Source organism: Paenibacillus sp. FSL L8-0436, from assembly GCF_038593025.1.
In the GTDB taxonomy this organism is placed as follows: Bacteria; Bacillota; Bacilli; order Paenibacillales; family Paenibacillaceae; genus Paenibacillus_AQ.
In genome coordinates, this window is sequence record NZ_CP151955.1 from 7,048,480 (window position 1) to 7,072,976 (window position 24,497).

Here is a 24,497-nt window from a genome sequence, read left to right on the forward strand (position 1 = left end):
AATAAAAATTCACACATTGGAAAAGGATTCATACGCACAAATGATAACCTTTTACAATATGTGAATTAAGGGTTAAATTTATGATTGACTTCATTGTAGCACATTAATTTACCGAAAGCAAAGAAAACAGCAAACTTTTTTTGGAGCAGCTGCCCATGATTCAACGGAGTGAACCATGAGCAGCTCCCAGCCGCAAGGTTTCTAATCAATATACCCTGCAAGCCCCTTGTCCATCAGATAGTCCATTTCTGCATCGAGAATATTCTCGACTGTCAGTTCATCCAGCTTCACATCACGCTGGGCTGTGACATAATCAACCAGATCATCGTTGTCTATATCAACTTCGCCTTTGCTGTTGGCTTTGGCATTGTTGATAAAGTTCTGCTCATGCTGCAGCACCAGCTTGATCAGCTTCGGATCAACCTTTGTTTTGGCGGACAGCACCTCCAACAATTCCTGCTCATTTACTTTATCGCTCATAATCGTTAGTCAGCTCCTCAGGCATTTATGCTCCATTATTGTAGCACAAGTCAACCTGCCGGCGCTTCGTTTCGGCTACAGGCTCCATCCGGGGATTTTGCGCAAATCTCCATCCCAGATCTGCAAGGTGCTCTTCACCGGAACATCCCGGGGAGAAGATGCCGTCTGAATATAACAGGAGTCAATCCCTACTGCTGCAGCCCCGGCGATATCCGTACGCGGATCGTTGCCAATCATAATCGCCGAGCTTAAGTCCGCACCGTAGGTGTCCGTCAAATAGCGGTAAAACAACGGGTCCGGCTTACTCACCTCCGCCTCCGAGGAGATGGCCACCCCATCAAACAAATGCAGAATGCCAAGCATAGTCAGTTCAGCCTCGACGAAGGTTTTCTGTCCGTTGGACAGCAGGAACACTTTTTTGCCGCCGGCTCTTAAGCTCTGGAGAATTTCTGCCACTCCGTCGTACAGGGAGATATGAATCATGGATAACGTCCGCACCCATCTCACCGTTTCATGCAGCCAATCCTCGTTCGGACTTCCGCCCAAATCCCGTGCCACCACCCGGAAGACTTCCTCCATAACGAAATCGGGAAACTGACAGCTCTGCGCAGCAGCGGCAAGCTGGATGTCCCGCTCCGCCAGGAACCTTTCCTGCAGCTCAGTTCCCGTGGTGTTCATACCGTGATAACTAAAGTGGAGCGCCAGCCGTTCCCATACCTCGGAACGTTCTTCATCGGTTTCAATATCAATCAGCGTACCGTACAGATCAAAAATATAGGTTTGATACATAAAAATGCCCCCTTTATTTCGTTTGTGTCCGGCCCACCGCAGTTAGAATGCCGGATAGAATTCGTATTTTTAGTTTACTATAACTATAGGAATCGAACCTATAATTCTTCTATTCTTCTATTTTGGGATTGGTCGTGGCTACAGAGAATTCAATCTATATAGAGTACTTTTAGATTCAATTCATAATAATTGCAACAAAATCAAAATGATCACCGTTAAGAAAATGACGCACACCTGACACCCTACTCAACTAAAGGAGACTACACACATGAACAAGTCACTGAAAACAAGCGTTGCCCTCTTAACATTGTCATTGGCCATTACTGCAGGAGTCGTATCGGCCACACCAGCCACAACCTCCATCAAAAACAACAAAACGCCACAGGCCTCCGCCAGCACGGCGGCTAAAACTTTCACTATTGAAATCAAAGGCTCGACCCTTTCTGATAGCGGATTTCAGCCTTCCAGTGCCAAAGAACCCTTGGTTCCCCTGCGCACCGCTGCTGCGGCGCTTGGGTTTACCGTCACATGGAATACAGAGACCAAAGCCGTTGATCTGAATAAGGGCAACATCTTTACAACCGTGAAGAACGGTGAAGACCGCTATGCCATCAATAAAATGTATACAACACTCGGAACAGCACCGCAGATGAAAGGGAACCAGTTGTATGTTCCAGCTTCCTTTGTAAGCCAGGTGCTGCACCAAACCATCTCCGTGGAGGGAAAACAAATCGTGATTACTCCAGCCGTAGAACATCAGAATGAGAGTGGTGTCATTACTGCCCTTCGCAATGACGGTAAGTTCCAATCTGTACAAATCAAAGGTACGGGCACCGCAGGTATTGTGCTGAATGTGGGCAAGGATACCATTATCCAAATGGCTGACGGCACAAAGCTTGCATTTACTGATCTTCAGCTCGGCATGACCGTGGAAGCAGAGCATGCCATGTTCGCCACCCTGAGTCTGCCGCCGCAAACCCCTGCTTACAAGATCACTGTACAGGACTCGAAAAAGCAAGGCACTACGCTGGCGACCCAAGGCACTGTGGAAGAAGTGATCAAAGCTGAAGACGGCTCGCTCAGCATCCGGATTAAAGGCACTGCCCTTAGCGAGCAATCGCCAAGCGAGGTTGTGCTTCGTCTGGCTGGAGATACCGCGCTTGTTAATGAAAGCGGCGAGGCTGTAGAGGCAAGCACACTGGTTCAAGGTGCCAAGGTTATCGGATTCTATAGCCCCTTAATGACCAAAAGCCTGCCGCCGATCGGCACAGCCCTGAAGGTCGTTGTAGAGACAGTCCAGGAATAATTGGGCAGAGCGACACAAAGATGATTTATACAGAAGACCACGCTGACTGCCTTTGCAGAAAGCGTGGTCTTCTGTATATTCCTTAAGAGATCCTATCCCTTAATTGCCTCTCTGATTACAGGCTTGCGGCCCAGCGTCACTCTATTCTTGCCGGCAGCCTTCGATAAATACAACGCCTCGTCAGCCTCACGGTATAAATCCTCAAAGGTAATATCACTGTGCTCTGTAAACGCAATCCCGATGCTTACGGTGAGCTGGATGCTGTATCCGCCGTCCAGTTGAACAATATGCTCGCTCATTATGGCGCGGAAGTTCTCAGCTTCTGCCAGTGCTGCCCTCTCACTGCCGGTAAAAAAGCATACGGCAAACTCCTCACCGCCCACTCTGCCGGCAATGCCGTTATCCTTGTACACCGCAAGTATTTTACCGGAGAGATCGACCAGAGCCTGATCACCCGCTATATGCCCGTATGTATCATTGATCAATTTGAAATCATCTATGTCGAACAGCAGCAGGGCCATCCCTGCCCCCTCACGAATCGTGTACTTCTGCACCAGCCGCATGAAATGCCTGCGGTTGTACAGCCCGGTCAGATCATCAACCGTTGCCTGATAGAGCAGCTCCCGCTCGTACCGTTTCTTCTCACTGAGATCGCTGACCACAATAAGCATGCCGGAAGGCCCCGTCTCTCTGCGCCCTGAAGCAATTAGCGACACCCCGTAACAGACGTCCATGGTGCCGGGGGCCTCGACTTCGAACTGCCCTTCAACCCGTTGTCTGTAATAACTGGCGATGTCACCGTAATGCTCCAGCAAATGATATATGCTCCGGCCTTCCCAGCTGCTTGCCTGCTCTCCAATCAAAGCCGATAACATGGTCTCCGCGACTTTATTGACGTCGATAATGCTGTCATAACGGTCCGTCAGCACGATGCCATCCTTCATATTCTCAAAGATCTTAATCTTGGCCAGCGGATATAGGGAAAGCCGAGGATCGCGGAACAAGGAGAGGTACGCCGCCAGTACCGGAGGCAGATATGTAAATGCTGTAAAGCCTGTAACCGAAATTTTGAGAAGTGGGAGGAAGAAAACAGAAATTACCGGAATTATAAGTCCGGCCAGCAAGAGCAGATTTCTCTTAAAAAAATACTTGGGTGCATTCAGCAGAGATAGGGCCAGCAGATAGACGGCATATATACCAAAGAGCTGGTCGTAGGCTATGAGGATCATACTCAGAACCGTCGGTTCAACCATTATTCCGCTTATCCCCGCTACAGTGGTTATGCCAACTTCACTGCGCATCAGGTGATGAGCGGAGTCCGTGAAAATCAGCACAACATCCAGCACAACCGGAACGCAAAAGAAGGCAAGCCGCCGGTCTAGCCCTTCCGAAGAACGGGACACATACTCTTTAATCGCCGCGTAAGTAAATATCGTGCTCAAAAACAGCGGAGCCTGCTGAACATTTTTCCAAAACAGCTTGGCCTGAAAAGAAAGGGAGAGGATTTCTCCGGCCGTAGCCGCGAAGATTGCGCTGACAAGCAACATTAAAATCCATAAATAGCGTCTTCCAGGTGTGTTGCGGTGCTTGTATGAACTGACGCCCATGTAGAGACTTAGAACACTGCCCATTAGTAAATAATACGGATAACCCTGCATCCATGGCATGTCATATTTCTCCTAATTTTGAGATAGCTTTGCCTTATTATATCCTACTATTTCGCACAAATGAATCACTCCTTGAAAAAATTACTTTCTTTTCGGGATTGTGGAAACTGAATGTCCAATCGGCAAATGCGCCGGTTACTGCAGAGGGCAGGCCAACATACAGGAAGACCCTACGGGCAGCCCGTAGAGTCTTCAAAAGGTGAGAAGCGATTTTTTAATTATGCCAGTTTCCAATTGCTAGGGTGCTGTTCCAGAAAACAATCGACGCAATCTCGATTTGGTCTTCCCTTTCAGATAGTACATGGGTTAATCAACTACCTTTCGGAATACACATTCACATGCCGTTCCATCCGTTAATTGATACCTTCCACTTCCCACCTGCTTATTATTACCCGCTCCCAGCGGCGCCAAACAATAAACGACAAAAAAAGAGATCCCGGTCCGCCATCTGCATGACTTCCGTAATCTCCCTGTTTGTCTGAAAATGTTATTTCTTCTGTGCCAGACGCTGTTTGAACTTGTCCACGCGGCCGCCAGTTTCTGCATCTCTTTGTTTACCTGTATAGAACGGGTGCGATGCGGAACTTGCGTCCACACGAATCACCGGATACGTGTTGCCATCTTCCCATTCCATTGTTTCACCGGATGACTTGGTAGAAGCGCTCAGGAATTTAAAGCCTACGCTGGCATCCAGAAAGATAACCTGGTTGTATTTCGGGTGTATGCCTTCTCTCATTGCAATAACCTCCTTCCCGGGTAAATAATGCTCTATGGTAACATGAAGCCATCTCTAGGTCTATTTAAGTAAAGATACTTAGACGAAGGGAAATGCGTAATTTCCACGATCAAATTACGCCACTCCATCATACGCGATCCCGCTCCCGGAGTCAACCTTTGTCCCGTTTTTATTCCTATTCTCTTCCGGTAAATGGCATTCTATTCCTTAAGTTTCTACAGATTCTACAGCGACTTTACCATGCCGCCGTCAACCAGAAGACATTGTCCGGTAATGTAAGTATTCGCGAAGGACCCCAGGAATACGGCGGCCTTTGCGAACTCCTCCGGAGTGCCTGTTCTCCCAAGCGGAATCTGGCTAAGGGCCTCCTGCTGAACTTGCTCCAGCGGGACAGCCCGGGCTTCGGCGCGTTTGCCGTCAAGCTGCATGATCCGGTCTGTTCCGATGCGCCCAGGTGCAACTGAGTTAATCAGAATTTCCTCCGGGGCAAGTTCGGTCGCCAGACTTTTGGTCAGCGCGTTCACACCGGCCCTGAACACATTGGACAAAATCAGCCCCTGGATCGGTTGTTTAATTGAAACGGAACTTATGCCAACGATACGTCCGCCACCCGCTGCGCGCAAATATGGCAGTGTTTCCCGGATCAGGCGCACCGTACTCATCAGCGTAAGCTCAAAGCCGCTGTTCCAGTCGGCATCCGCCATATCAGCAAACCCTCCACCAGGCGGCCCACCGGCGTTGGTGACAAGCACATCAAGGCCCCCGGCCTCCTCAGCCGCAGCCTGAACCGCCCGCCGGATATCCTCCAGGCTCGTCACATCCATTTCCAGTATAGCAACCTGCTGACCGGTCGCCTCCTCAATTTTGTCCCGGGCCGCAAGAAGCTGCTGGCGGTTTCGGCTGGAAATGGTCACCTTTGCTCCCTCACGCGCAAATTCCAGAGCAGTTGCCAGTCCCAGTCCCTTGCTCGCCGCCGCCACAAATACCGATTTTCCGTTCAGACCCAAATCCATGCTTCTTCCTCCCTGCTATGTAGATTGAATTTAAGATTAACCCATTTGGGCGAGGACGTAACTACGGTGAATATTTGGACTATTATTAGCTTGTCCTGGATTTTCATATTAAATTAAACGTCATATTCGAGCTGCTTCTTGGCCTGAACAATGAAATCAAACGGATTCTCGATGGTTTCGGCCTCATATTCCACAGCACCAATCTTCAGTCCCAGATTTACCTTGTATTTAGTGGAGAACTCCGTATCGTTTAATTCCTGAAGCTTAAATTTGATCCGTTCAATGACAATCTTAGCGCCTTCCCGGTCGGTAAACAACAGCAGGCCCCAGGTAGCATCGTCCTTATCCAGTAAATACAGCGCATCATTGGTACGGATGCTGGACTGGCTGAGCTGGGATACATCATAGATGGCCTCGGACAATTGGTCGTCCGGAATCAGCCGGCGGATCTCACTCCAATATTTCACTTTAATCACAAGCAGCGTAAGCGGGATCTTGTAACGGGTGGAGATACCTATAAAGAGGCTGGCATCCTTCTGGAAAGATACGCTGTTCCGCAAATCGGTATTCTCATCCACCGTGGCCAAATTGGCGGATTTCTTCATCAGCCGCTCGTTCTCTGCCTGCAGCTCGCGGCTGCTTGTAGTGAACACCCATAACACTACGGTAAGCAGCGGTGTCATGATCAGCCAGAAATAGGTGTCTACACCGATCGTTTCCCCCTGCGAAACCGTCTGGTAGACGATAAAGAAACCATAGCCGAAGATAAAGGCGAGATTCAGCGTGAGCCCGGCGGTTACCGTGGTGAAGTAGGTGACCAGCGCCAGCAGAAACGCAAGATTCAGAATGATGATATTCTGGATATAGTGATCCGGCGAACCGGAGATAAATACAATACATATGAATATCAGCACCAGAAAGGCCAGAAAGCCCAGGTCGGATACCAGTCCGCTGCGGTTACGTCTCACGCTGATCACCACGTTTCTTGAAATGTTTGCGAAGCAGCAGAAGCAGCGCCACAAGCACCAATGTGACCACAAGCACGACTGCCACCACAAAGCCCAGCACATCGCTGCGGGCTGTAATTTGCTTTAACACCGAATCCTTGGCCACACCGGTAATCGTCTTGAAGCGGTAAGCGCCGACGTTACCGTCCTTATCAAGGATGACCCCGTCGCCATACACCTTCCACTTATCCTTCTCGGTAGAAATCAGCTTGGAGGCCAGGTAATAATCCTCTGAGTTGACCCCGGTTACTGCCAGCAGCCCGCGCCCATTCTCATATGGGGAGTCGACAAGCTGCAAGGTTCCGATTTCTGCACCATACTTCTCTTCAATACTCATCTTCTCATTCGAGAGGAGCGTTGAACCGTCCGTATTGTAACGGAAATAGAGCCTGTCGTTATTGTCCCGGATTACCTTATTATTCTTGTAGGATCCTATGGCAATGATATTGTTATTCTTCAGATTATCGGCACTTACATCATCCGTATAGTAGTGGATATCTCCAGTATTGCCGCCGGCATACCGCCCAAGCAGATTGAAGACATTGCCCAGACTTTGATAGGAGTAATCATCCATCTCAGCAGGCAGCACAACGGCAACATGGTTATAAATTTCATCGCGCAGGAATGGATACGGATAGTTATTGAACAGCAGTTCCGTGCGGTCCTTTGTATTTAAATGCATCGCTGATTCCTTGCCGATATAGGCCCAAGGCATTTGCTCTGTATTTGGCGTACAGACGGCGCTTGCCATTTCCAGATCAAAAGCGACCGTGACAGAGAAGTTTCCGGAAATATTCAGGCTTTGCGGCACCGATACATTCAGGGTATCGCCATTAGCCAGCTCCTTCGTCAGCTTCTTGCTGCCAATTGGCGTATTATTAATGCTCACTGTAACCAGGGACCGCTCAAAATCAAGATTCTGGGCATAGCGGAAATCCAGACTGATCTTACCGGAATCGGCAATGGAACGGTTAGAGGGCAAGGAAACAAAATAAGTCCGTTCCTGATGATTGGGTCCGGTCAGCTTGTCCCCCGCTTCGGCAAAGGTTACATTCGAACTGATGGAATAGGCCGGATCGGCAACTTCGGTGGCAGCATCAACTGCCTTCACATCACTGCTGATCTGGCTGAGCAGCTCCTGGCTTGCGAGCAGCCGTCCGGCTTTGATCAGCAGGCTTTCGTCCTTCGAGGTTACCACCAGCGTTGGCCGGGTATCCTTCTGGACCAGCTGAATCAGGGCATGGGTGCTGAGATCCTCAGTGGAGCTTAGGAGCTTCTTCAGTCCGGCGGGAACATGGTCGTACATCGCCACCACGACCACGAAGCCCTTGTCCTTGATCGTATCCTCCCGGTAGGGCAGCAGCGGAATCGTCCGGTCTTCCAGCGTGTTCCCCTTTACCAATCCCGACAAAGCATAGGTGGCAGACTCCAACTCGGAGCCGCTGGCATTCTCCGGTATGGCAATAAGACTCTTATTGCTGTTTAACGTATCAATCCCGGAGAATCTTTCCGTAAAGTCACTGATGCCTCCGGTTAGTGCTTTCGGGCTGTACACCACTGCAATACTGGAGGTGTTGAACAGATGCAGCCAGCTGCCCTGCTTGTTGTCCACATAGCATATTTGGTCATCTGCTGTCGTAGTCCGCAGATTCCCTTGAATGCTCAGTACGTTGCTGCCCTCTCTCAGGAACCCTTTAGGTGCACTAAGGCTTAATCTCTGCTCCCCGTTATTCTGCAGTGACGGCCTGAACGAGTAGAATGGACTGCCGTTAAGCGACAGGGCGACACTTGAAATCTGCTCCGCTGTAATTTGCGAAACTTGAAAATGCAGATTGATCTTAAGCTCATCTACATTCCAATAATCCATTATTGTGAAGTTCTGCTGCATGGAGCCGGATCCCGAAAGGGCAGTATCCGTTGCGGTAAAGGATGTCTCATAAGTCAGCCTGCCATCTCCGGGAAGTGCCGGCGCGGCAGAAGCCGCAGGGAGCTGAATCAGGAGCAGGGAGAAGCAGAGCACCCATAACAACATCTGTTTTTTTATCATATTCCGTATCTCCTGTGCATCTTATTTCTCTTGCTCCGGCGCTTTAATAGCGTTCGGTTTTGTACCATTTGGCTTCCCGTTTGAAAATGACGTCCTTAAGATAGTTGTATAAACCGTAAGCGGCGACAACCATCCAGAGCTGGCAGTACGAAACATACATCAGCAGAATGATCCATAGATTAGACAGGCTCATCTCGCCCTTCTCCGTCGTCAGCGTGACGAAGATTCCAACCACGAATAGGATGATGGCAAGCAGCCACAAGAAGCTGCTGAGTCCGGCAATCGTAGTGTGAACATAACCCATCGCATGGAGAACCAGCAAGATATCTGATGTCACAAGCGAGATCAGGAGCAGGAAGTAGATCGACAAGTAATACAGGATATCGAAGCGTATTTTGGCAGCCGACTTATTGAAGAGCAGCGGAATGTTCTTGACGATTACATAGATGTTGCCTTTCGCCCAGCGAGTCCGCTGCTTGAACCAGACCTTCACCGTCTGCGGCTCCTGCTCCCAGGTCACCGATTTCGGCTGAAACTTGATCCGGTAGCCCATCATGTAAATCCGGAAGCTGATCTCGGTATCCTCAGCGATTGCTTTGACATCCCAGCCGCCGATGCTCTCCACAATAGACCTGCGCATAATAAAGTTGGTGCCGGGAATGGTGCAAAGCTTGAACAGCTTCCACCGTCCCGCCTGGGCCATCCACTGAAAAGACAACGTCTCAATATTAATAAACCGGGTGAGCAGGCTCGCATCACGGTTGCGGGTTCTGAATTTTCCGATTACTGCACCAAGTGTGGAGTCGTTAATAATCTCCGCCACCAGATAGCGCAGCGCCGTTCTTTCCGGTGTATTGTCAGCATCATAAATGGCGATCAATTCACCCTTGCTGCGGGCAAAACCTATATTTAGCGCATTGGATTTGCCTTTGCCTCCCGTGACCGCATCCGTATTAATGATCATCAGATTGCGCTGCGGATGTCTTTTCTGAATGCTCCCCAGCAGCAATGCACTATTATCCGAGGAGTTATCATTAATGACGATAATCTCGTAACGGTCATGCGGGTAATCGAGGGCCAGGAGCGACTCTACGGTCTTGCTGATGACCACTCCCTCATTGTGTGCAGGAACCATGATGCTGACAAAGGGATACTCGCCCTTAATCTCGGGGACATCTTCGTTTTCCGTTGTGATGTAATATAAATATCCCGCGATGATTAAAGCCACATTCACAAGCAGCAGCGACCAGATGCAGATCACCGCGATCACCATCAGCACATCCGATATCGTCATATTTTTCTCCTACTATTGATAAATTTTCTTTATTTCAAATATTTTCTCCGGTACATCCTGTAACCGATTATCAACAGGCTGCCGAACACGAGCAGAGAGATGATGATGACCACAATAAAAAACTGATTTTGCGCACTGAACAGCCGGGTGAAGCTTTTGACCTGCTCCTTCTGATACTGGTAATCGCTGTCCACCACTTCCGGGGCATACCCGACATTAAGTGCCTTGCCGCCCATTCTGATGACCCCGTCTACGGAGGCAATAGTGTTCGTACCGGTAACTACCTTATGGGCTCCCTGCTTATAATCGGCAAAAGAAATCCAGCTCTGCTCCAACGTGCGCAGCATGGATTCCAGTCCTTCGTTGTCCTCCGGAAGATCGACAACAACTGCGGTATCCAGCGGTAACTGGGGCATAGCCTTTCCGGTATGCCGCAAACTCAGGAGGAACTCCGGTGTCACACTGTACAGGCTGGAGGCAAAAACCGCCGAAGTGTCAGTCTGCTCCATATACCGGGCTTCTTCATCCGGATACAGCACAGCTGAGTCGAAAAAGCCCATTCCTGCCCCTGCATACTCTTTGTCGTAGGTCCAGTATCCTTCCGCTCCAATGCCCAGCGGTGCTATACCGCCCGCCACCAGCACATTGATGAACCCGTTCATCTTGCCCTTCAGTGAGCGGTCGCTCAAGCTGATAGGCGGTCTTACCGCAGGCGCATTCACCACAATACTGCCGTTGCGGGATTGCACAATTCTCAGCGCCTCCAAATAACGCTCCATCGCCGGGAAGTCGGTGTTGCCGAACACCGGCCGGACACTGGCAATGAACGGAATTCCGGTCTGATAGAGCCGGTCTGCTGTATTCTCCAGCAGCTCAAAATCCGAGAACGGGTAAATCTCCTTCAGTACCAGATAGGTTTGAGGTGCTGCAGAAGACGGAAGCCAGTCCTTCAGTACATAAGCCATTGCGACAGTACTGAAATTCCCTTTCTCCAAATAGGGTACATAAGTATATTGTCCCCGGCTCACGGCATAAGGCGCCTGCAGACTGCCGCCCTGAAATGAAAAACTGCCGTAGGCGTGTGTTGCCTTGCTCGCCGCAATATAGGGCATGTCTGGCACATTCAGGCTGACTCCGGAGAACTCTCCTATAGAAAGGCTGGCATATTGCCCGTGAAATACAGCCGTGGATAGCTGCAGCGTCTGCTTCATCTTGACTGGGATGTTGTAACCAACATGCAGAACCTTCCCCGGATAATTATCCGCATCTTCTAAGTACGCCTTATTCGTAATGGCAAGATCTTCACTGTTTAGGACTGTTATCACGCTGGAGTACGATGCCAGTGTGCCTTGCTCGTATTCATCCAGACTCATTAGTGTAACTTTGGTGCTGTAGGCGGCCAGCAGCCGCTGAAGCTCCGTGATATTGCCTTCCCGGGGCGTTCCTTTCGCCAAGCTGTCGAACAGCAGCAGGGTCTGCTGCGGTGCGGGAGCGGAATGTACGGGAACCGGAGCCGGAAGCAGCAGGGCGAATATAACCAGCAGCAAGCCTATGATCCTCTTGCGGTTCAAGCACTCACACCCTTTTCGGCTACGGGATATTCGCCTGCAGGGACGGCAGGGCTCGCGGGAGTTGCGGTTGAGATTTTCTTTTTCAAGAAGAGCCCCCGTCCAATGACACTTGATACGGTAAAGAAGGTCACCAAGTCAAACGACAACGTGAACAGGAATTCATGCTTGGCAATGTCGGCATCGCCCGCTCCGATAATAGATACAAAGATACCGGACAGCCCCACCAGCATCGTCGCTATAATTAGCAGCAATCTCTGCAGGCCTCTGAAATTCCCGGCTTTCGCTGCCGTCACAAAGGACGGCGTAAAAATCCCTATAATAACCGCCATCCATAAGAGGATAAAGGCGAAGGTTCGCGGGGCCAGCTTTTCTTTAAGCATACTGTAAAGGGTGAAGAAATGGCTTTGCGCGCGAAATTCCTTACCTACTGATTTCTCGTAGTTGCCCATCGCCGCAGGCTTGATGGTATAGGCGCTTTTCGCAGCAGTATCCAGTATAGAGCCCATCTGGGCAGGATTGGCCAGATAATATTTCAGAACCGAGACAAAGCCGTACTGGCTGTAGAAGTCCTTCTCCAGAATGTCCGATTTCACATCAACTGTGCCGTATTGGTCGTAATACGTATTTTCCCTCAGAATCGCGTATTGCTCGTTGATACCGAAGGACTTCAGGGCCGTTTCCGGATTGTCGGATTGCATCATCACCCCGCGGGTCATGGCATGATATTGGTTAATATTCACGAACTCCTTGGAGATGTTCAAATAGGTTGCCACACCCGTGATCATCATCAGCGCCGCAGCAGCAATAGTAAGCCAGCGGAAGAGACATTCCCTGCGAATCCAGATAAGCGAAAGCGCGAACAGGGAAATCACCATGCCCACCGGAGCATTCTGCTGCTTGGAGGTCGTCAGGATCAGCGTACTGATCAGAAACACCGCCAGCATGGCATAATCATTGTATCTTCCGCGGTAGAGAAGCAGCCATGACGCGAACATGAACAGCATAGTAATCATTACAATGCTCTCGCCAAAGAAGGAATTGAAATACGCCGTATAGCCGGTATCTCCGAAGATAACAATCGCAATGACCGCGGTGACCATCCCCCGTCTGCGGGACATGCGGCAAGTAACAGCCTCTATTAACAGATAAACAGCTGCGACATAAAGAATCAGATAAATGGCCGCCTGAAAGTGGATATCAAAGACCTCTTTACTGAAGAAAAGCTTATTGACGCCGATCGCCAGCTTAATAAAGAGGGATTGGGAGGAGACCAGCATGGAGCTGTTCTCATTATAATATTGATAGATTCCGAACTGTTTAACAAAATAGCCAAAATACTGGCTGTCATAATCGGGCAAGTTGAAATAGAGGCCGTTGCTGTAGATGATGCGGAAAAAGTCACCGTTATCGGCCATCCCCACATAGGGCGCCGTAAACAAGGCGAAGACTGTAATGATCAGTACGCCAATGGCCGCTGTCAAAGCAGGGGTTACCGTTAAATTAACAGGGATTAAACCTCTGCGCAAAGGTATTTTCATTGTGTTGTCATCCATGCGGGTTCACCTTCGTTACTATTAGATTAAATTAGTAGGAATACGCGAGTAAGGCCATAAGATTGTCAAAAGAATAGGCTTGCCCCGTCTCAGGATTTCCGAACCCGCCGTATAGGACACTCCCTGTATCCGTAACTCTAAATTCGTTCATTCTTTCTATACTTCTGCTATAAAGAGAGTCGTCGCCGATCTCCGCGCCAATCATTGCCGTAAGGGCATAAATTGCCGTGGAGCGGATATCATTGGCCGGCTGGCCATCCCTGGTGTATTGCCCGTACAGCGTTCCCGCCTCTACCTGCTCCTTGATATAGCCGATACTCTGTGGTTTCTGCCGGTCCACCTCAGCCAAATTCAGAATACTCAGCAGCGATTCCACCGTATTGATCTTTTCCGAGCTATAGTTTCCTGTCTTATAATTAAATCTCGTTTCATAGAACGGGAACTCATCTGACAGATACCCGTCCTCGAGAATTGTGTTCATGTTGTGTAATAAAATTCCGCGAATTTCGTCATTTATCGACAAATTTTGCAAGACATTCAGATTAATATAACATAAAGTAACAAAGTCATTGGTTACCCGGAAATCATTGTCATAGAAATCGTACATATATCCATCTTTTACATTATTGCGGTAAAAAATCTTAGAATATTCGGCTGCTTCGTTCGTATATTCCTTGTTGTCAAAGGTGTCTCCTGCTGCATATAGCGCGCCGATCAAGCGTAAATCATCAACGGCGGCATTAAGGGGGTAGTGTTTTTGGAGTTTCGGACTATAACGATAGCTGAAACCGCCCTCTGTACCGAACGTTTGCTTCGCCTTTGCCCATTCTGAGGAGAACAGCTCCTTATTGCCGCTCAGTACGGCGATCCTCATCATGAGTGAAGCAGACTCGCTTAGTACTTCGTGGCCAGTGGCAACTTCTGCCGTCTGGTCGGTGTCCTGCAAATTTGTATAGACGCCATAAGGACCCGTAAGCTGTTTTGCAATGAATGTGTACAACTCCTGTTCCTCTTTATCGATATGGACGGCTGGTTGGCTCTTCAAGGGAGTAGGGGATGAAGGTAAAGAACCCGTGCTAGTCTCCGGGGAAGATATCGGCTGCTCCCCATTGCTCTTGCAGGAGGCCAATAAACATAGAGACAGCATAATAGCCGCGGCTTGAATGCTTTTATTTCCCAATCTATCACTTCCTTTAGAGATAGCATTAAGGTTTTGATACTATTATAACGGTAATATAAGTCACTAAATGTAGATTAATGTTGATCATTATGTGTCAAACCAATAAAAAATATCTAAATATTTACATTTCATGCGCCGAATAGACAAAAGCCGCCCTACAGGGCATTTACCGGCCCGGGCAGCTTCATTTTTATGCATATAATGGCTCTATCCTTTAATTCTCCGGTACGTCTCCTCATCCGACACAATATATAATCTGGCATCTTGCGGAATGGGCTGATTAAGCTTGCGGTTGATGCTCAGGTCGCTGCGGTCGGACAACAGGGTTGCCCCCCGCGAGAGCAGATCCTGAAAGGCATCTCCATAGGTTTGCCAAGCAGGATTCCGCGGGATCTCATAAATGTCGTCGCCATGCTGGCGGCTGAGCAGCTGGGTGATGACTTCCGAATTCCCCTCCTGCAGGGCGGAACGCACAGCCAATCTGGAGATGGCATCATGCGACAGCACGAACTCATTCACCTGGACATGCCGGAAATTCTGAATATTCTTCTCCTGCATAATCTCTACAGTAGTATGTACCTGCGGCGCGATCCGCTCAATACTCGAAGCAATCAGCAGCGACTTGCCGTCAATCAGCGAAGCTTCGTCAATCCGGTTGTCACCGAACACAATGGCTGCCCTTGCTTCATGAATGTTAGCCTTCTGCAGAATTTCATCACTGGATGCATCGCCGCTGATAAAATGAACCTGTTCCATATGCTCCAGCGGATGACGCCCCGATTCGTCAATAATGACGATCTTGCATTTCGGTGTGTAGCATAGGATCTCTTCGACGGCTGCCTGCGTTTTGCGGCTCCAATTAATCAATACAATATGATCTGCGGCGTGAAAGCTCAAGGTTCCCGCTCCTCTCCTTCTCTGCACCTCTCCCATGGCCTCAACAATCTTTCCGATGACCAAGCTGAGCAGGCCGATGCCGAATACGTACAAAAATATGGTGAACAGCTTCCCCATTACCGAAGTCGCAAAAAAGTCGCCGTATCCAACGGTGGCCATCGTAGTCATGACCCAATAGAAGGCGTTGAACCAGTTATGAAACGTACCCGGCTCCAGAACAAACGCGATGGTTGCGCTCAGAACAATAAAAAAAAGGATTATCAGCCCAATCGACTTCTTCTTTAGACGCATCAGCTTTCCGGATATTCTGAGTAAAAAATGCACCCTTCCGCCCCGCTTCCGATGTTAAATAGGGCTGCCGCACCGTGACCCGGCACGCGCAGCCTTAGTCTGCCGGCCCCTGGAGGGAGCCTGCTGAATTAAATGATCAGACTGCTGACGGCAAAGGCAGTTCCGATGAATACCAGACAGAGCATTGTGCCTACGGCCACATTCCCTTGCTCCAGCTGCTCGGAAATCCTGAAATTGGGAGTAAACAGTTCAAAGATCCAGTAAGCGGCGATCAGGCAGACGTAACCTACCGCAAACCATAACATCATGTGCCAGATAGAAGTATTCGTGTATGCCGCTACGCCCAGTACGATCGCTGTGGCCAGAAATTTGCCTCCCAGCGCCAGAGCTACAGCCACATTGCCTTTCTTCAATTCCTCCATATCCTTGAACGGAGTCATCAAGCTGAATACAACCATGCCAAGCACCTGAAGCAGAATGATAGTCAGAACGCTGACTATCAAATTAATAACAATCGTCAATTGGCCCACCCCCGAAATTTCGCATAAGCCGAATCATAATCGGCAAAATCATGCACTTCCTCCAGCACCACGGAGGCTGTCTTCTCTTTCTCCAGCGCTGTATAACGCTTGTCGTCAATCGGCTGCTTGATCCGGTTGCCGGAAGGCAGCTCAAGCACGGCGAAGTTTCTTGTCTTCTCCTTGAACTTGGTCTTATAGACTCCGACAAGATCCACATCGGTGGTAATGGATACCTTTAGATTCTTCAGATCCTCTGCAGCCGTCTTCTGGTCTCCATACGATTTAAGCGTGGACCAGGCGGACAGGCGGATCTCATTCTTCTGGTCAGCATCCGTAACCAGCTCGGCATCCATGAACTGCAATGTCCAGATCTTATCCCCGGTGGCATAGTTGCCATCGTTCGGGAGTAGCTCGTTATCCGGCAAAACCGTCATGTCGCTGCCGATCAAATCCCCCACTGTGCTCTCCACTACCCGGTAATCCCACGGTACACGGGATACACTGTCCGTCGTTTCCGCTGCAGGAGTACCTGTATGAAACACACTGTCCTCATTGCTTGAGCATGCGCTCAGCAGCACCGACAAAAGCAGTATTCCAAGGACCGTGCCCAGCCGAATTACCCCAAAGCGCCCGGTCCGCACCTTTCTACTCTTACTCATCTCCAAGTTCCCTCACTCCTAGCGCGATAAAATGACTGGCATTGCCTGTAATCGGTCCGCCTGCCCGCCCGAGCAGGCCACAAGGTTTCCCGTTAATGACGAACATGCCGATGAGCAGATGAAACTCCCCTTCCGCTGTCTGAATCCGGGCCAATTCGGCTCTTTTCTGATAGACGGTGGGGAATAGTGTACTGCTGTCAAAGCCGTCCTCGTCCTGCAGCTCAAGTGTGCCGTTGTCATCGAAGAGACGTACAGAACCGCCTTCACGGCCGAATACAGACTTCGAGACAAAGCTCCCTGAGAATACCGGCTTATTGTAGGTCGGCAGAATATAGCGGGAGATCGCCTCGCGCTCTTCCTCACTAAACAGCAGCCCCAGCTCATACATCCCCCATACCGCCGCAATCAATCCCTTAGACTGCAGAAAGATGCTGTGCGGTCCGTTGAATAACTCCAGCTGTCCGCTCTCCACGGCGTAAGCAAGCGCATCGCCGCCTTCGTCTACGGCTATCCATTCCTTGGGATAGAGGGCGAACATCCGCTGAATTACCCGGTCCTCTCCATCCCGTACAGTCCCTTCATCAATCCATAGATCGAGACAATCCACGCACTTGATATCCAGGCCGCTGTGCTTCACAAGCGCCTCAATCGTGCCGGAGTCTTCCTGATGGGAACCGTAGGCGACACAAGCTGCCGTGTCCGGCCGTTCTGTGCCCCAAGCCGCCGCAAGAAGTCCCTTCATCGCTCCATTGGGGCTGGCGATGCCAGCCTGCTCGCAGATCCAGGGCGTAGCGATGGAGGCCTCCACATAACCGGTAGGCGTATCGGCATTCAATTCCAGCAGCTTAATCGCCCCGTTGTCCGCCACGGCGAAATCGAACCGGGCATAGAGGCTGATGCGGCCCGGCTCCGGAAGCGGGCATTCATCAAGCATCTGCCACAGGACGGGGGGAATGCCGAGCAAATCATATAGATCATGTCTACGGTGGACATAGCGGACTGTTTTGTCCAGTATAGCCCACAGCTTGACCGAGGCTTCTTCAAGTTCCTGATAAGTCTCGCCGCGCATCACCGCAATTGCATCAAGCCAGTATTCTTCATCCTCCAGGTCTGCCCAGGTGAAGCCAAGCTCACGCAGCTTCTCCACTCTTGGCGCCCGTTCTAGACCCGATTGATCCACAAATTGAAAGACACTCTCTGCAGAACTCATCCGCCGAAACCGCTCTTGCTGCTGGAGCTTCTGCCGGCGCTTGATTTTGACGATGAGGAGCTTGATTTACTGCCGGAGCCTAAACCGCTGGATGTGCCCCCAATGCCGCCTTTCTTCGAAGATGTCCCTCTTCTCGTGATGGAGCCGGTGGAGGAAGTAGAGGTTTTCGGTTTTGCCACAGATCCGGCTACCTTTTTGTTCTGGAAGCTGCCGCTGCTGTAAGTCGGCGGCTTGTAGGTAGTCCGGGTTCCTCCGTAATAGGTCGGCCGGTCATTGTACCAGCCTCTGGAGGAGTAGAACGAACCGCTGTTAAACAACATGTGGTACAGCAGCATATCATCCCAGCCGAAACCCGAGCTGTAACCGCCGTAATTATTAATGACGGTTGTCCCGCCGGAGGTTACTACCCCGCTGCCCTCCTGCACGGTCTCTTCCACATTCTCTTCCGGGTACGGAATATTCCAGTCTACATTTTTATCAAAATAGGCTTTGACCTCTTCGGTGGACCAGGAGACAAGCTTCGGCTCTTCGCCCGAGCTGCCGCTGGCACCCGCCCCGCCCGGTACAAACAGTGCATTGGCCAGCAGCGCAATCCCTAGCGAGGTGGACAATACACGCAGCGGTTTGCCTTCCGCATTGAACAATTTGGACACGGCGGGTTCTTTAGTATTTTCATCTTTTCCCAACATGGGCCCCTCCTTTCCTGACAATTTATCCTTCAGCACGCATCGGAACCAGCAAAAGCTCCAGCTTTCCCTCGTCCACGTTCAGCCGTCCTTCCACTGCCTCATACTCCCGGCTGCCCACAACAATATAATTGACATGTTCCAGGGCAGTAATCATATTCATGCTCCATGTACGTTCCTCGATGACACGCAGATCGCCTTCCGGCATTTTTTCAAACAGGATGACCTTCATTCCATTATCCACTTATTACCCTTCTTTCCTGATAACTGTTATGCTTCTGATACGCTGTAAGCACAATTTCGTTTCATGAGCCGCAGTCCATCCCTATCTATTTTATCTGTTAGGGTCCAAGTAAATTCTAGGGTATTGGAATAATCTTGGCAATCGGAAATACGTTAATGGAAGTCTGTTCACAATATGTTCCGAACCCGGCTATTCATTGGCTTTCCGGATGGATGCTATTTTGCTCTGTCTAAGGATGGATTCCCTCTGGGGATGGTGTAAGAGATCGTAGTTCCCCTGCCCGGCGTACTCACAATCATCAGACCGGTTCCGTATATTTTGAGCAGCCGCCTCTGGATATTCCTCAGGCCGATGCCTCCTTCGGAGTGCGTTTCGGACAACACTTGTTCAATCCGTTCCGGAGTGATGCCTACCCCATTGTCAGATACCGCAACAACGAGCTGCCCGGACAGCAGCTTAACGGACAGATTGACGGTCCCTCCGGCCATTTTCCGCATCAGGCCGTGGTTGATCGCATTCTCCGCCAGCGGCTGGATGCTGAGCGGAGGGACCAGTTCGCGCAGACCTTCCGGCACATCCAACTCGATATTCAGCCGCTCATCGAATCTCGCCTTCTCCAGCGCAAGATAGGACCTCACCAGCTCCAGTTCCTTTCCGATCGGCACCGTTTGCCCGCGGTTCTGGAAATCAAAGCTGCTGCACAAGTATTGGCTGAGATCAAGCAGCAGATCGGTCGCCTTATCCGGATCATCGGAACAAACTGAGATAATGGCATTAAGCGCATTATACAGAAAATGAGGTTTGATCTGGGCCTGCAGGAAAGCAATTTCCGTCTGTACCGACGTACGGATGGACTTACGCATATCCAGCAGCGTCTTCACACGTGCCCTGAATTCCCGCAGCTCTACCGGCTTGCTTAAGTAATCATTGGCCCCCGCCTCAAAAACAGCCTGAATCTTCCGGGCGGCTGCTGCCTGTCAGTACTAGGATCGGCAGTTCGGATAAAACAAACCGCTCGCGAATCGCCTTGCATAACACCAGTCCCGGCATTTCAGGCATTACCCAATCCATAATGATCAAGTCCAGTTCGGGATGATTCTGCATTTGTATAATCGCATCAGGCCCGCTGCCTGCGGTAATCACTTTATGCTGCTCCAGCTGCAGCGCATTGGCCAGCACCTGGAGATTGACCGGATCATTGTCGACAACCAGGATGTAGCAGCATTCCCCTTCAAGGGAAAGCGCAGGCTCTTCTCCCGGAGACTCCAAAGCCGCTGCCGACTCCCAGCCGGTAATCTCCAGAGAGTCCTGATCCAGAAACGCTGTTCGTTTCTGCAGTATCGGTATCGTGAAGCGGAATACCGAACCTTGACCCGGTTCAGATTCGGCTTCTATTCTCCCTCCGTTCAACTCTACCAGCTTTTGGGTGATGCTGAGGCCAAGGCCGTTTTCCCGGTAGGTTTTTTGGGCGTCCGCCCCTTGCGGATCGTACGCGTCAAAAATGGTACGCAGGCGCTCCGGAGCGACCCCTAAGCCAGTATCCGCTACAAGGATAGCAACATACTCTTCTTTAACCTCAGCAGACAGGGTTATCACACCCTGAGGGGTATTATTCACAGCATTTGACAACAGGTTGAATAAGATTTGCGACAGCCGCTGCTCATCTGTTTCTAGCAGCGGGAGAGACTCCGGCAGGTTCAGCTTGAAGACCAGACGGGAATTGCCCGATACATGGCGGGTAACCTCCATTACGGAAGAAGCTACTCTCCGCAGGTCCACCGCCTGCCGCCGCAGAAAGAAATCCCCGTGATTCAGCCTGGCGAAATCCGACATATCATTAATTAATGCAGTTTTCTTGCCGCCCCTCTGAAGAGGAGGCAGACGGACTTCCACTGCTGCCGATCTCCTGTCCGTTCACAAACACCTTGCTTGCCGTGCGGATATTAGCCGTCCGAAGGCCGTAAATAACATCCTCTCCATAGGGAATCATGGCCTGCAGCCGATAGGTGGCATAACCTCTGGCTTCTGGGCTGCCGGTATCCGACAGATAACGGTTCCATTTGTCCGGCACCTTGATTATGGTAGAAACCGGCACTCCCTCCCCGCCCGGATCAGCTTGGCTGAAATCCCCCGGCGTTAGCAGCGCATCGCGGTATAATTCCCATTCCCCGTTCAGCTTCACCACGCCGTCATGGCGGAAATCCCAAGCCCGAAGATCCATGACCCCTTGGCGGGAGACCGGCATATCTTGCTGGCCCGTAAAAAGATGAAGGACCGAAAGCAGCGGCAATAGGGATACCAGCAGCAGACTCCCGAGAATACGCTGCCAATATTTCAGCATATTTCCTCCCCCTTTCTAAAAAAAGCCGATTCCATTTATTTCGGAACCGGCGGTAATTCTTATTAGAGGTGCATATTGGAATTACTGTGCATCCTGCACGGCGGCAGGAGCTGTATTATCCTGTGTTTTGGATAAGAACAGATTCAGAATGATCGCAGTGAGCGACCCGGAAACAATACCATTCTGCAGCAGCATTCTGGCAAACTCCGGCAGTTGGTCGAACATGGAGGGCAATACCGCCGAGCCCAGGCCGACAGCGATGCTGCAGGCGGCAATCAGCAGGTTGCCATCCTTGCGCAGATCGACCTCGGAGAGGATCGACATTCCGGAAGCCGCGACCGAACCGAACATTACGATCATTGCCCCGCCGAGTACCGCATTCGGCACGATTGTGGTTAACGCAGCCAATTTAGGCAGCAATCCCAGCACAACCATGATACCGCCGGCGGCAAAAATCACATTCCGCGTCTTGACACGGGTCAGTGACAGCAGTCCAACGTTCTGGGAGAATGCGGTATATGGGAAGGCATTAAACAGCCCTCCAAGCATTATGGCGAGACCTTCAGAGCGGAGGCCGTTGACAATCTGCTTCTGCTCGACCTTCTGGTCTGTAGCCTTGCCTACGGCAAAGTATACGCCGGTCGATTCCACCATGGATACGATATTTACGATAATCATCGTGAAAATGGCCGTAACGTTAAACTCGGGCCAGCCAAAGTAGAACGGCTGGGCCACACTGATCCAAGAGGCAGAACCGACAGTGGAGAAATGTACAATGCCCATAAAATAGCCGATAGCTGTCCCGACAACCAGACCTACCAGTACAGAAACGGAACGAAGGAACCCGGTTGTCAGCCGGTTCACAGCGAGAATCACCAGCAGTGTAATCAAGGCCAGCAGCAAATTGCGGGGTTCTCCGAAATCAGGTTGTCCCTGACCGCCGGCCACATTATTCATAGCAACCGGAATGAGCGACAGCCCGATAATGGTCACCACAGAGCCGGTTACCACGGTCGGGAAGAACTTCAGCAGCTTCCCATAGATCGGGGCGGCAAACACAACGAACAATCCCGATATAATAATCGCACCATAGGCTGTTGCCAGATTGGAATCCAAGGCGATGGCAATAATGGGACTGACCGCAGTAAAGGTGCAGCCCAGCACCACCGGCAGGCCGCTGCCGAAATATTTGCTGCCCATGACCTGCAGCAGCGTGGCCAGTCCGCAAGTGAACAAATCCGCAGCAATGAGGTAGGCCATTTGTGTTCCATTCAGGTTCAGCGCCCCTCCGACAACAAGCGGCACAATGACCGCGCCGGCGTACATGGCCAGCACATGCTGGAGTCCTAATGCGAAGACTTTTTGTTTGCTTAACATCCTGCACTCTCCTTGATCATTTCTTTAATATCAGCAGTATTGTCTATAAAATGAACTTCTCCCGGCGCCATGGAAGCAATTCGTGCCAAGGCATACACGGGGATTCCTCTTTTCTCCAGCAAACTGCGTCCTTCCTGAAAGCTCTTCTCGATCACGCAGCCCACACCAAGCAGCTCTGCACCGGATTCCTCCACGATATCAGCCAGTCCCACCAAAGCAGCGCCCGTAGCCAGGAAATCATCGACGATCAGCACTTTGTCGCCCGGGCCCAGATATTTCTGCGAGATGCTGATCCGGTAATGCTCTTGACGGGTAAAGGAATGTACCGGGGCCGAATAGACTTCCTCCGACTGTGTGATGGCTTTCTTCTTCTTGGCATAGATGAATGGCACCTTTAAGGCAATGCCTGCCGCCATCGCAAACTGAATTCCGCTGGCCTCAACTGTCAACACCTTCGTAACCGGCAGATGCCCGAAGATCGTCTTGAATTCCTGCCCGATCTGCAGCGCAAGCTCCGTATCCACCTGATGGTTCAGAAACGAGTCCACTTTCAGCACCGTATCCGACAGAATCAAGCCCTCTTCTCTGATGCGTTCCTCTAATATTTTCATTACTGCGGGTGATCGCTCCTTTGATATGATCTGATGAATTCTTTAAATAAAAAAGACAGATCCCCTTGAGTGTTTCTCAAGTGAATCTGTCCCTCTGGGTTTTTGTCCCTAAGTGGTGTAACACATAAGCAGTGTCCGCATCGCTTGGACCAGTCTTTCTTATGCCGATGCACAAGAAACGGAACCCTAGACGCGCTATTTCACTCATAGTCGGATAATTACAGTGGTTATCCGGTAGAAACTTATGGGCCATATTCCCAAGATTATATGAGTTATTTATGAAAAGTCGTAGTAAATACCTTGTATATCTTACACGCTCTGTCCGAACCTTACAAGCAAAATTTTAAGCATTATTTCATCCATTTATGACATGTTTTCATGAAATACATATGTTTTCAATCAGCCTATTAGGCAAGCGTTTGTTTCTAAGCACACTCCGCCCGTATTGCTCACGATTTCCGCCCCCATGCATTTATGATAAGGAAAACTACTCAGAGAGGAACGATACGGGTGGCCAAACAAATTGCTTCCCCTTATACACGCCAGCAGCAGAGCGTCGGCGCCGGAGGAGATGCCGCTAACCTGGGGAGCAAAGGACGAAACGGAGGCAAACATCCTCTCCCTTTGATCTGTCCGCCCGGCAAGGAGATCGTCGTTGTCATCAACAACCAGACGGTCAAGCTCCCTAAAGGCAGCATGAGTTCATCGGCGACACAGGTAGGCAGCGGTGGCGGAACATACAGTACAGGCGGAACCAACTCTGCCATCGACAGCCCCTTATACACGCCAGCAGCAGGCGGTCGGCGGGGGCGCAGGAGGCCATGCCCTGAACAGGGGTTCATCCAAGCACCGCCAGAGAAGAAGACGGTCCCGTTAACTTTTGTCCGCAATTCATAGAGAAATCTGAGAATAACGACAGTAAATCCTGTTTTTTTGCGGATTTGCCGGCGTTTTCTCCTGCCTTCCCCTATCGCCTCCTCTCTATTAAAAGTATAATTAAAGGTGATTCGTGATACT

General features: G+C 50.4%; 24 protein-coding genes and 1 riboswitch. Of the genes, 2 read left to right on the forward strand and 22 right to left on the reverse strand.

Translation table 11 applies throughout. The features are described 5' to 3' along the window. Nucleotides 1-201 precede the first annotated feature (201 nt). Nucleotides 202-480 carry a hypothetical protein gene (locus tag NSS79_RS32475; protein ID WP_342437570.1) on the reverse strand — a complete coding sequence of 93 codons (279 nt, stop codon included), beginning with the start codon at nucleotides 478-480 and terminating at the stop codon, nucleotides 202-204. A 75-nt stretch (nucleotides 481-555) separates the two neighbouring features. Next, nucleotides 556-1,269 carry an HAD family hydrolase gene (locus tag NSS79_RS32480; RefSeq protein ID WP_342437571.1) on the reverse strand — a complete coding sequence of 238 codons (714 nt, stop codon included), beginning with the start codon at nucleotides 1,267-1,269 and terminating at the stop codon, nucleotides 556-558. Nucleotides 1,270-1,537: 268 nt separating this feature from the next. On the opposite strand from NSS79_RS32480, the gene NSS79_RS32485 reads away from it, so the two are divergent. Beyond that, complete coding sequence (locus tag NSS79_RS32485) at nucleotides 1,538-2,575, forward strand: copper amine oxidase N-terminal domain-containing protein (protein WP_342437572.1); 1,038 nt, start codon at nucleotides 1,538-1,540, stop codon at nucleotides 2,573-2,575. 92 nt (nucleotides 2,576-2,667) lie between these two features. Here the strand turns inward: NSS79_RS32485 and NSS79_RS32490 are convergent, their stop codons facing one another. The 20 genes from NSS79_RS32490 to NSS79_RS32585 form a co-directional block, all read right to left on the reverse strand. After that, nucleotides 2,668-4,242, reverse strand: a complete 1,575-nt coding sequence (locus NSS79_RS32490; protein ID WP_342437573.1) for a diguanylate cyclase — start codon at nucleotides 4,240-4,242, stop codon at nucleotides 2,668-2,670. A 487-nt stretch (nucleotides 4,243-4,729) separates the two neighbouring features. After that, complete coding sequence (locus tag NSS79_RS32495; protein ID WP_038597814.1) at nucleotides 4,730-4,978, reverse strand: type B 50S ribosomal protein L31; 249 nt, start codon at nucleotides 4,976-4,978, stop codon at nucleotides 4,730-4,732. A gap of 224 nt (nucleotides 4,979-5,202) precedes the next feature. After that, entirely contained in the window at nucleotides 5,203-5,991 is a 789-nt protein-coding gene (locus NSS79_RS32500; RefSeq protein ID WP_342437574.1) for an SDR family oxidoreductase, read from the reverse strand. A gap of 113 nt (nucleotides 5,992-6,104) precedes the next feature. Then, nucleotides 6,105-6,959, reverse strand: coding sequence for a diguanylate cyclase (locus tag NSS79_RS32505; RefSeq protein ID WP_342437575.1), 855 nt, complete (start codon nucleotides 6,957-6,959; stop codon nucleotides 6,105-6,107). Then, nucleotides 6,949-9,045 carry a cellulose biosynthesis cyclic di-GMP-binding regulatory protein BcsB gene (locus NSS79_RS32510; RefSeq protein WP_342437576.1) on the reverse strand — a complete coding sequence of 699 codons (2,097 nt, stop codon included), beginning with the start codon at nucleotides 9,043-9,045 and terminating at the stop codon, nucleotides 6,949-6,951. Before NSS79_RS32510 ends, NSS79_RS32505 begins: the two co-directional genes overlap by 11 nt. Nucleotides 9,046-9,088: 43 nt before the next feature. Continuing rightward, on the reverse strand, nucleotides 9,089-10,339 hold the full coding sequence (locus NSS79_RS32515; protein ID WP_076110961.1) for a glycosyltransferase: 1,251 nt from the start codon (nucleotides 10,337-10,339) through the stop codon (nucleotides 9,089-9,091). A 29-nt stretch (nucleotides 10,340-10,368) separates the two neighbouring features. Further along, nucleotides 10,369-11,886 carry a hypothetical protein gene (locus tag NSS79_RS32520; RefSeq protein WP_342437577.1) on the reverse strand — a complete coding sequence of 506 codons (1,518 nt, stop codon included), beginning with the start codon at nucleotides 11,884-11,886 and terminating at the stop codon, nucleotides 10,369-10,371. A 20-nt stretch (nucleotides 11,887-11,906) separates the two neighbouring features. Beyond that, nucleotides 11,907-13,448, reverse strand: coding sequence for a hypothetical protein (locus NSS79_RS32525; RefSeq protein WP_342437578.1), 1,542 nt, complete (start codon nucleotides 13,446-13,448; stop codon nucleotides 11,907-11,909). A gap of 46 nt (nucleotides 13,449-13,494) precedes the next feature. Next, nucleotides 13,495-14,463: a hypothetical protein gene (locus NSS79_RS32530; RefSeq protein ID WP_342437579.1), complete on the reverse strand. Its 969-nt coding sequence runs from the start codon at nucleotides 14,461-14,463 to the stop codon at nucleotides 13,495-13,497. A 387-nt stretch (nucleotides 14,464-14,850) separates the two neighbouring features. Further along, nucleotides 14,851-15,864 (reverse strand): ion channel, encoded by a 1,014-nt coding sequence (locus tag NSS79_RS32535; protein ID WP_342437580.1) that lies wholly within the window; start codon nucleotides 15,862-15,864, stop codon nucleotides 14,851-14,853. Nucleotides 15,865-15,959: 95 nt separating this feature from the next. Beyond that, a complete protein-coding gene (locus NSS79_RS32540) occupies nucleotides 15,960-16,352 on the reverse strand; it encodes a DUF350 domain-containing protein (protein WP_342437581.1) in 393 nt (130 codons plus the stop codon). Next, nucleotides 16,349-17,011 carry a signal peptide protein gene (locus NSS79_RS32545; protein ID WP_342437582.1) on the reverse strand — a complete coding sequence of 221 codons (663 nt, stop codon included), beginning with the start codon at nucleotides 17,009-17,011 and terminating at the stop codon, nucleotides 16,349-16,351. The genes NSS79_RS32540 and NSS79_RS32545 overlap by 4 nt, the downstream gene beginning before the upstream one ends. Further along, nucleotides 17,004-18,221, reverse strand: a complete 1,218-nt coding sequence (locus tag NSS79_RS32550) for a glutathionylspermidine synthase family protein (protein WP_342437583.1) — start codon at nucleotides 18,219-18,221, stop codon at nucleotides 17,004-17,006. Before NSS79_RS32550 ends, NSS79_RS32545 begins: the two co-directional genes overlap by 8 nt. Then, the gene (locus NSS79_RS32555) at nucleotides 18,218-18,910 is read right to left on the reverse strand and encodes a hypothetical protein (RefSeq protein WP_342437584.1); all 693 of its coding nucleotides are present in this window, start codon (nucleotides 18,908-18,910) and stop codon (nucleotides 18,218-18,220) included. Before NSS79_RS32555 ends, NSS79_RS32550 begins: the two co-directional genes overlap by 4 nt. Before the next feature lie 22 nt (nucleotides 18,911-18,932). After that, nucleotides 18,933-19,151 carry a hypothetical protein gene (locus tag NSS79_RS32560; RefSeq protein ID WP_179091750.1) on the reverse strand — a complete coding sequence of 73 codons (219 nt, stop codon included), beginning with the start codon at nucleotides 19,149-19,151 and terminating at the stop codon, nucleotides 18,933-18,935. Between the two features lie 215 nt (nucleotides 19,152-19,366). Next, nucleotides 19,367-20,032, reverse strand: a complete 666-nt coding sequence (locus NSS79_RS32565) for a histidine kinase (RefSeq protein ID WP_342437585.1) — start codon at nucleotides 20,030-20,032, stop codon at nucleotides 19,367-19,369. 58 nt (nucleotides 20,033-20,090) lie between these two features. Next, entirely contained in the window at nucleotides 20,091-21,044 is a 954-nt protein-coding gene (locus NSS79_RS32570; RefSeq protein ID WP_342437586.1) for a hybrid sensor histidine kinase/response regulator, read from the reverse strand. Then, entirely contained in the window at nucleotides 20,989-21,492 is a 504-nt protein-coding gene (locus NSS79_RS32575; RefSeq protein ID WP_342437587.1) for a hypothetical protein, read from the reverse strand. Before NSS79_RS32575 ends, NSS79_RS32570 begins: the two co-directional genes overlap by 56 nt. Before the next feature lie 81 nt (nucleotides 21,493-21,573). Continuing rightward, nucleotides 21,574-22,869, reverse strand: a complete 1,296-nt coding sequence (locus tag NSS79_RS32580; protein WP_341097107.1) for a nucleobase:cation symporter-2 family protein — start codon at nucleotides 22,867-22,869, stop codon at nucleotides 21,574-21,576. Then, the gene (locus NSS79_RS32585; protein ID WP_342437588.1) at nucleotides 22,863-23,480 is read right to left on the reverse strand and encodes a xanthine phosphoribosyltransferase; all 618 of its coding nucleotides are present in this window, start codon (nucleotides 23,478-23,480) and stop codon (nucleotides 22,863-22,865) included. Before NSS79_RS32585 ends, NSS79_RS32580 begins: the two co-directional genes overlap by 7 nt. A gap of 187 nt (nucleotides 23,481-23,667) precedes the next feature. Further along, nucleotides 23,668-23,771, reverse strand: a riboswitch (purine riboswitch). 219 nt (nucleotides 23,772-23,990) lie between these two features. Here NSS79_RS32585 and NSS79_RS32590 point away from each other — a divergent pair. Next, the gene (locus tag NSS79_RS32590) at nucleotides 23,991-24,377 is read left to right on the forward strand and encodes a hypothetical protein (RefSeq protein WP_342437589.1); all 387 of its coding nucleotides are present in this window, start codon (nucleotides 23,991-23,993) and stop codon (nucleotides 24,375-24,377) included. Nucleotides 24,378-24,497: the final 120 nt, after the last annotated feature.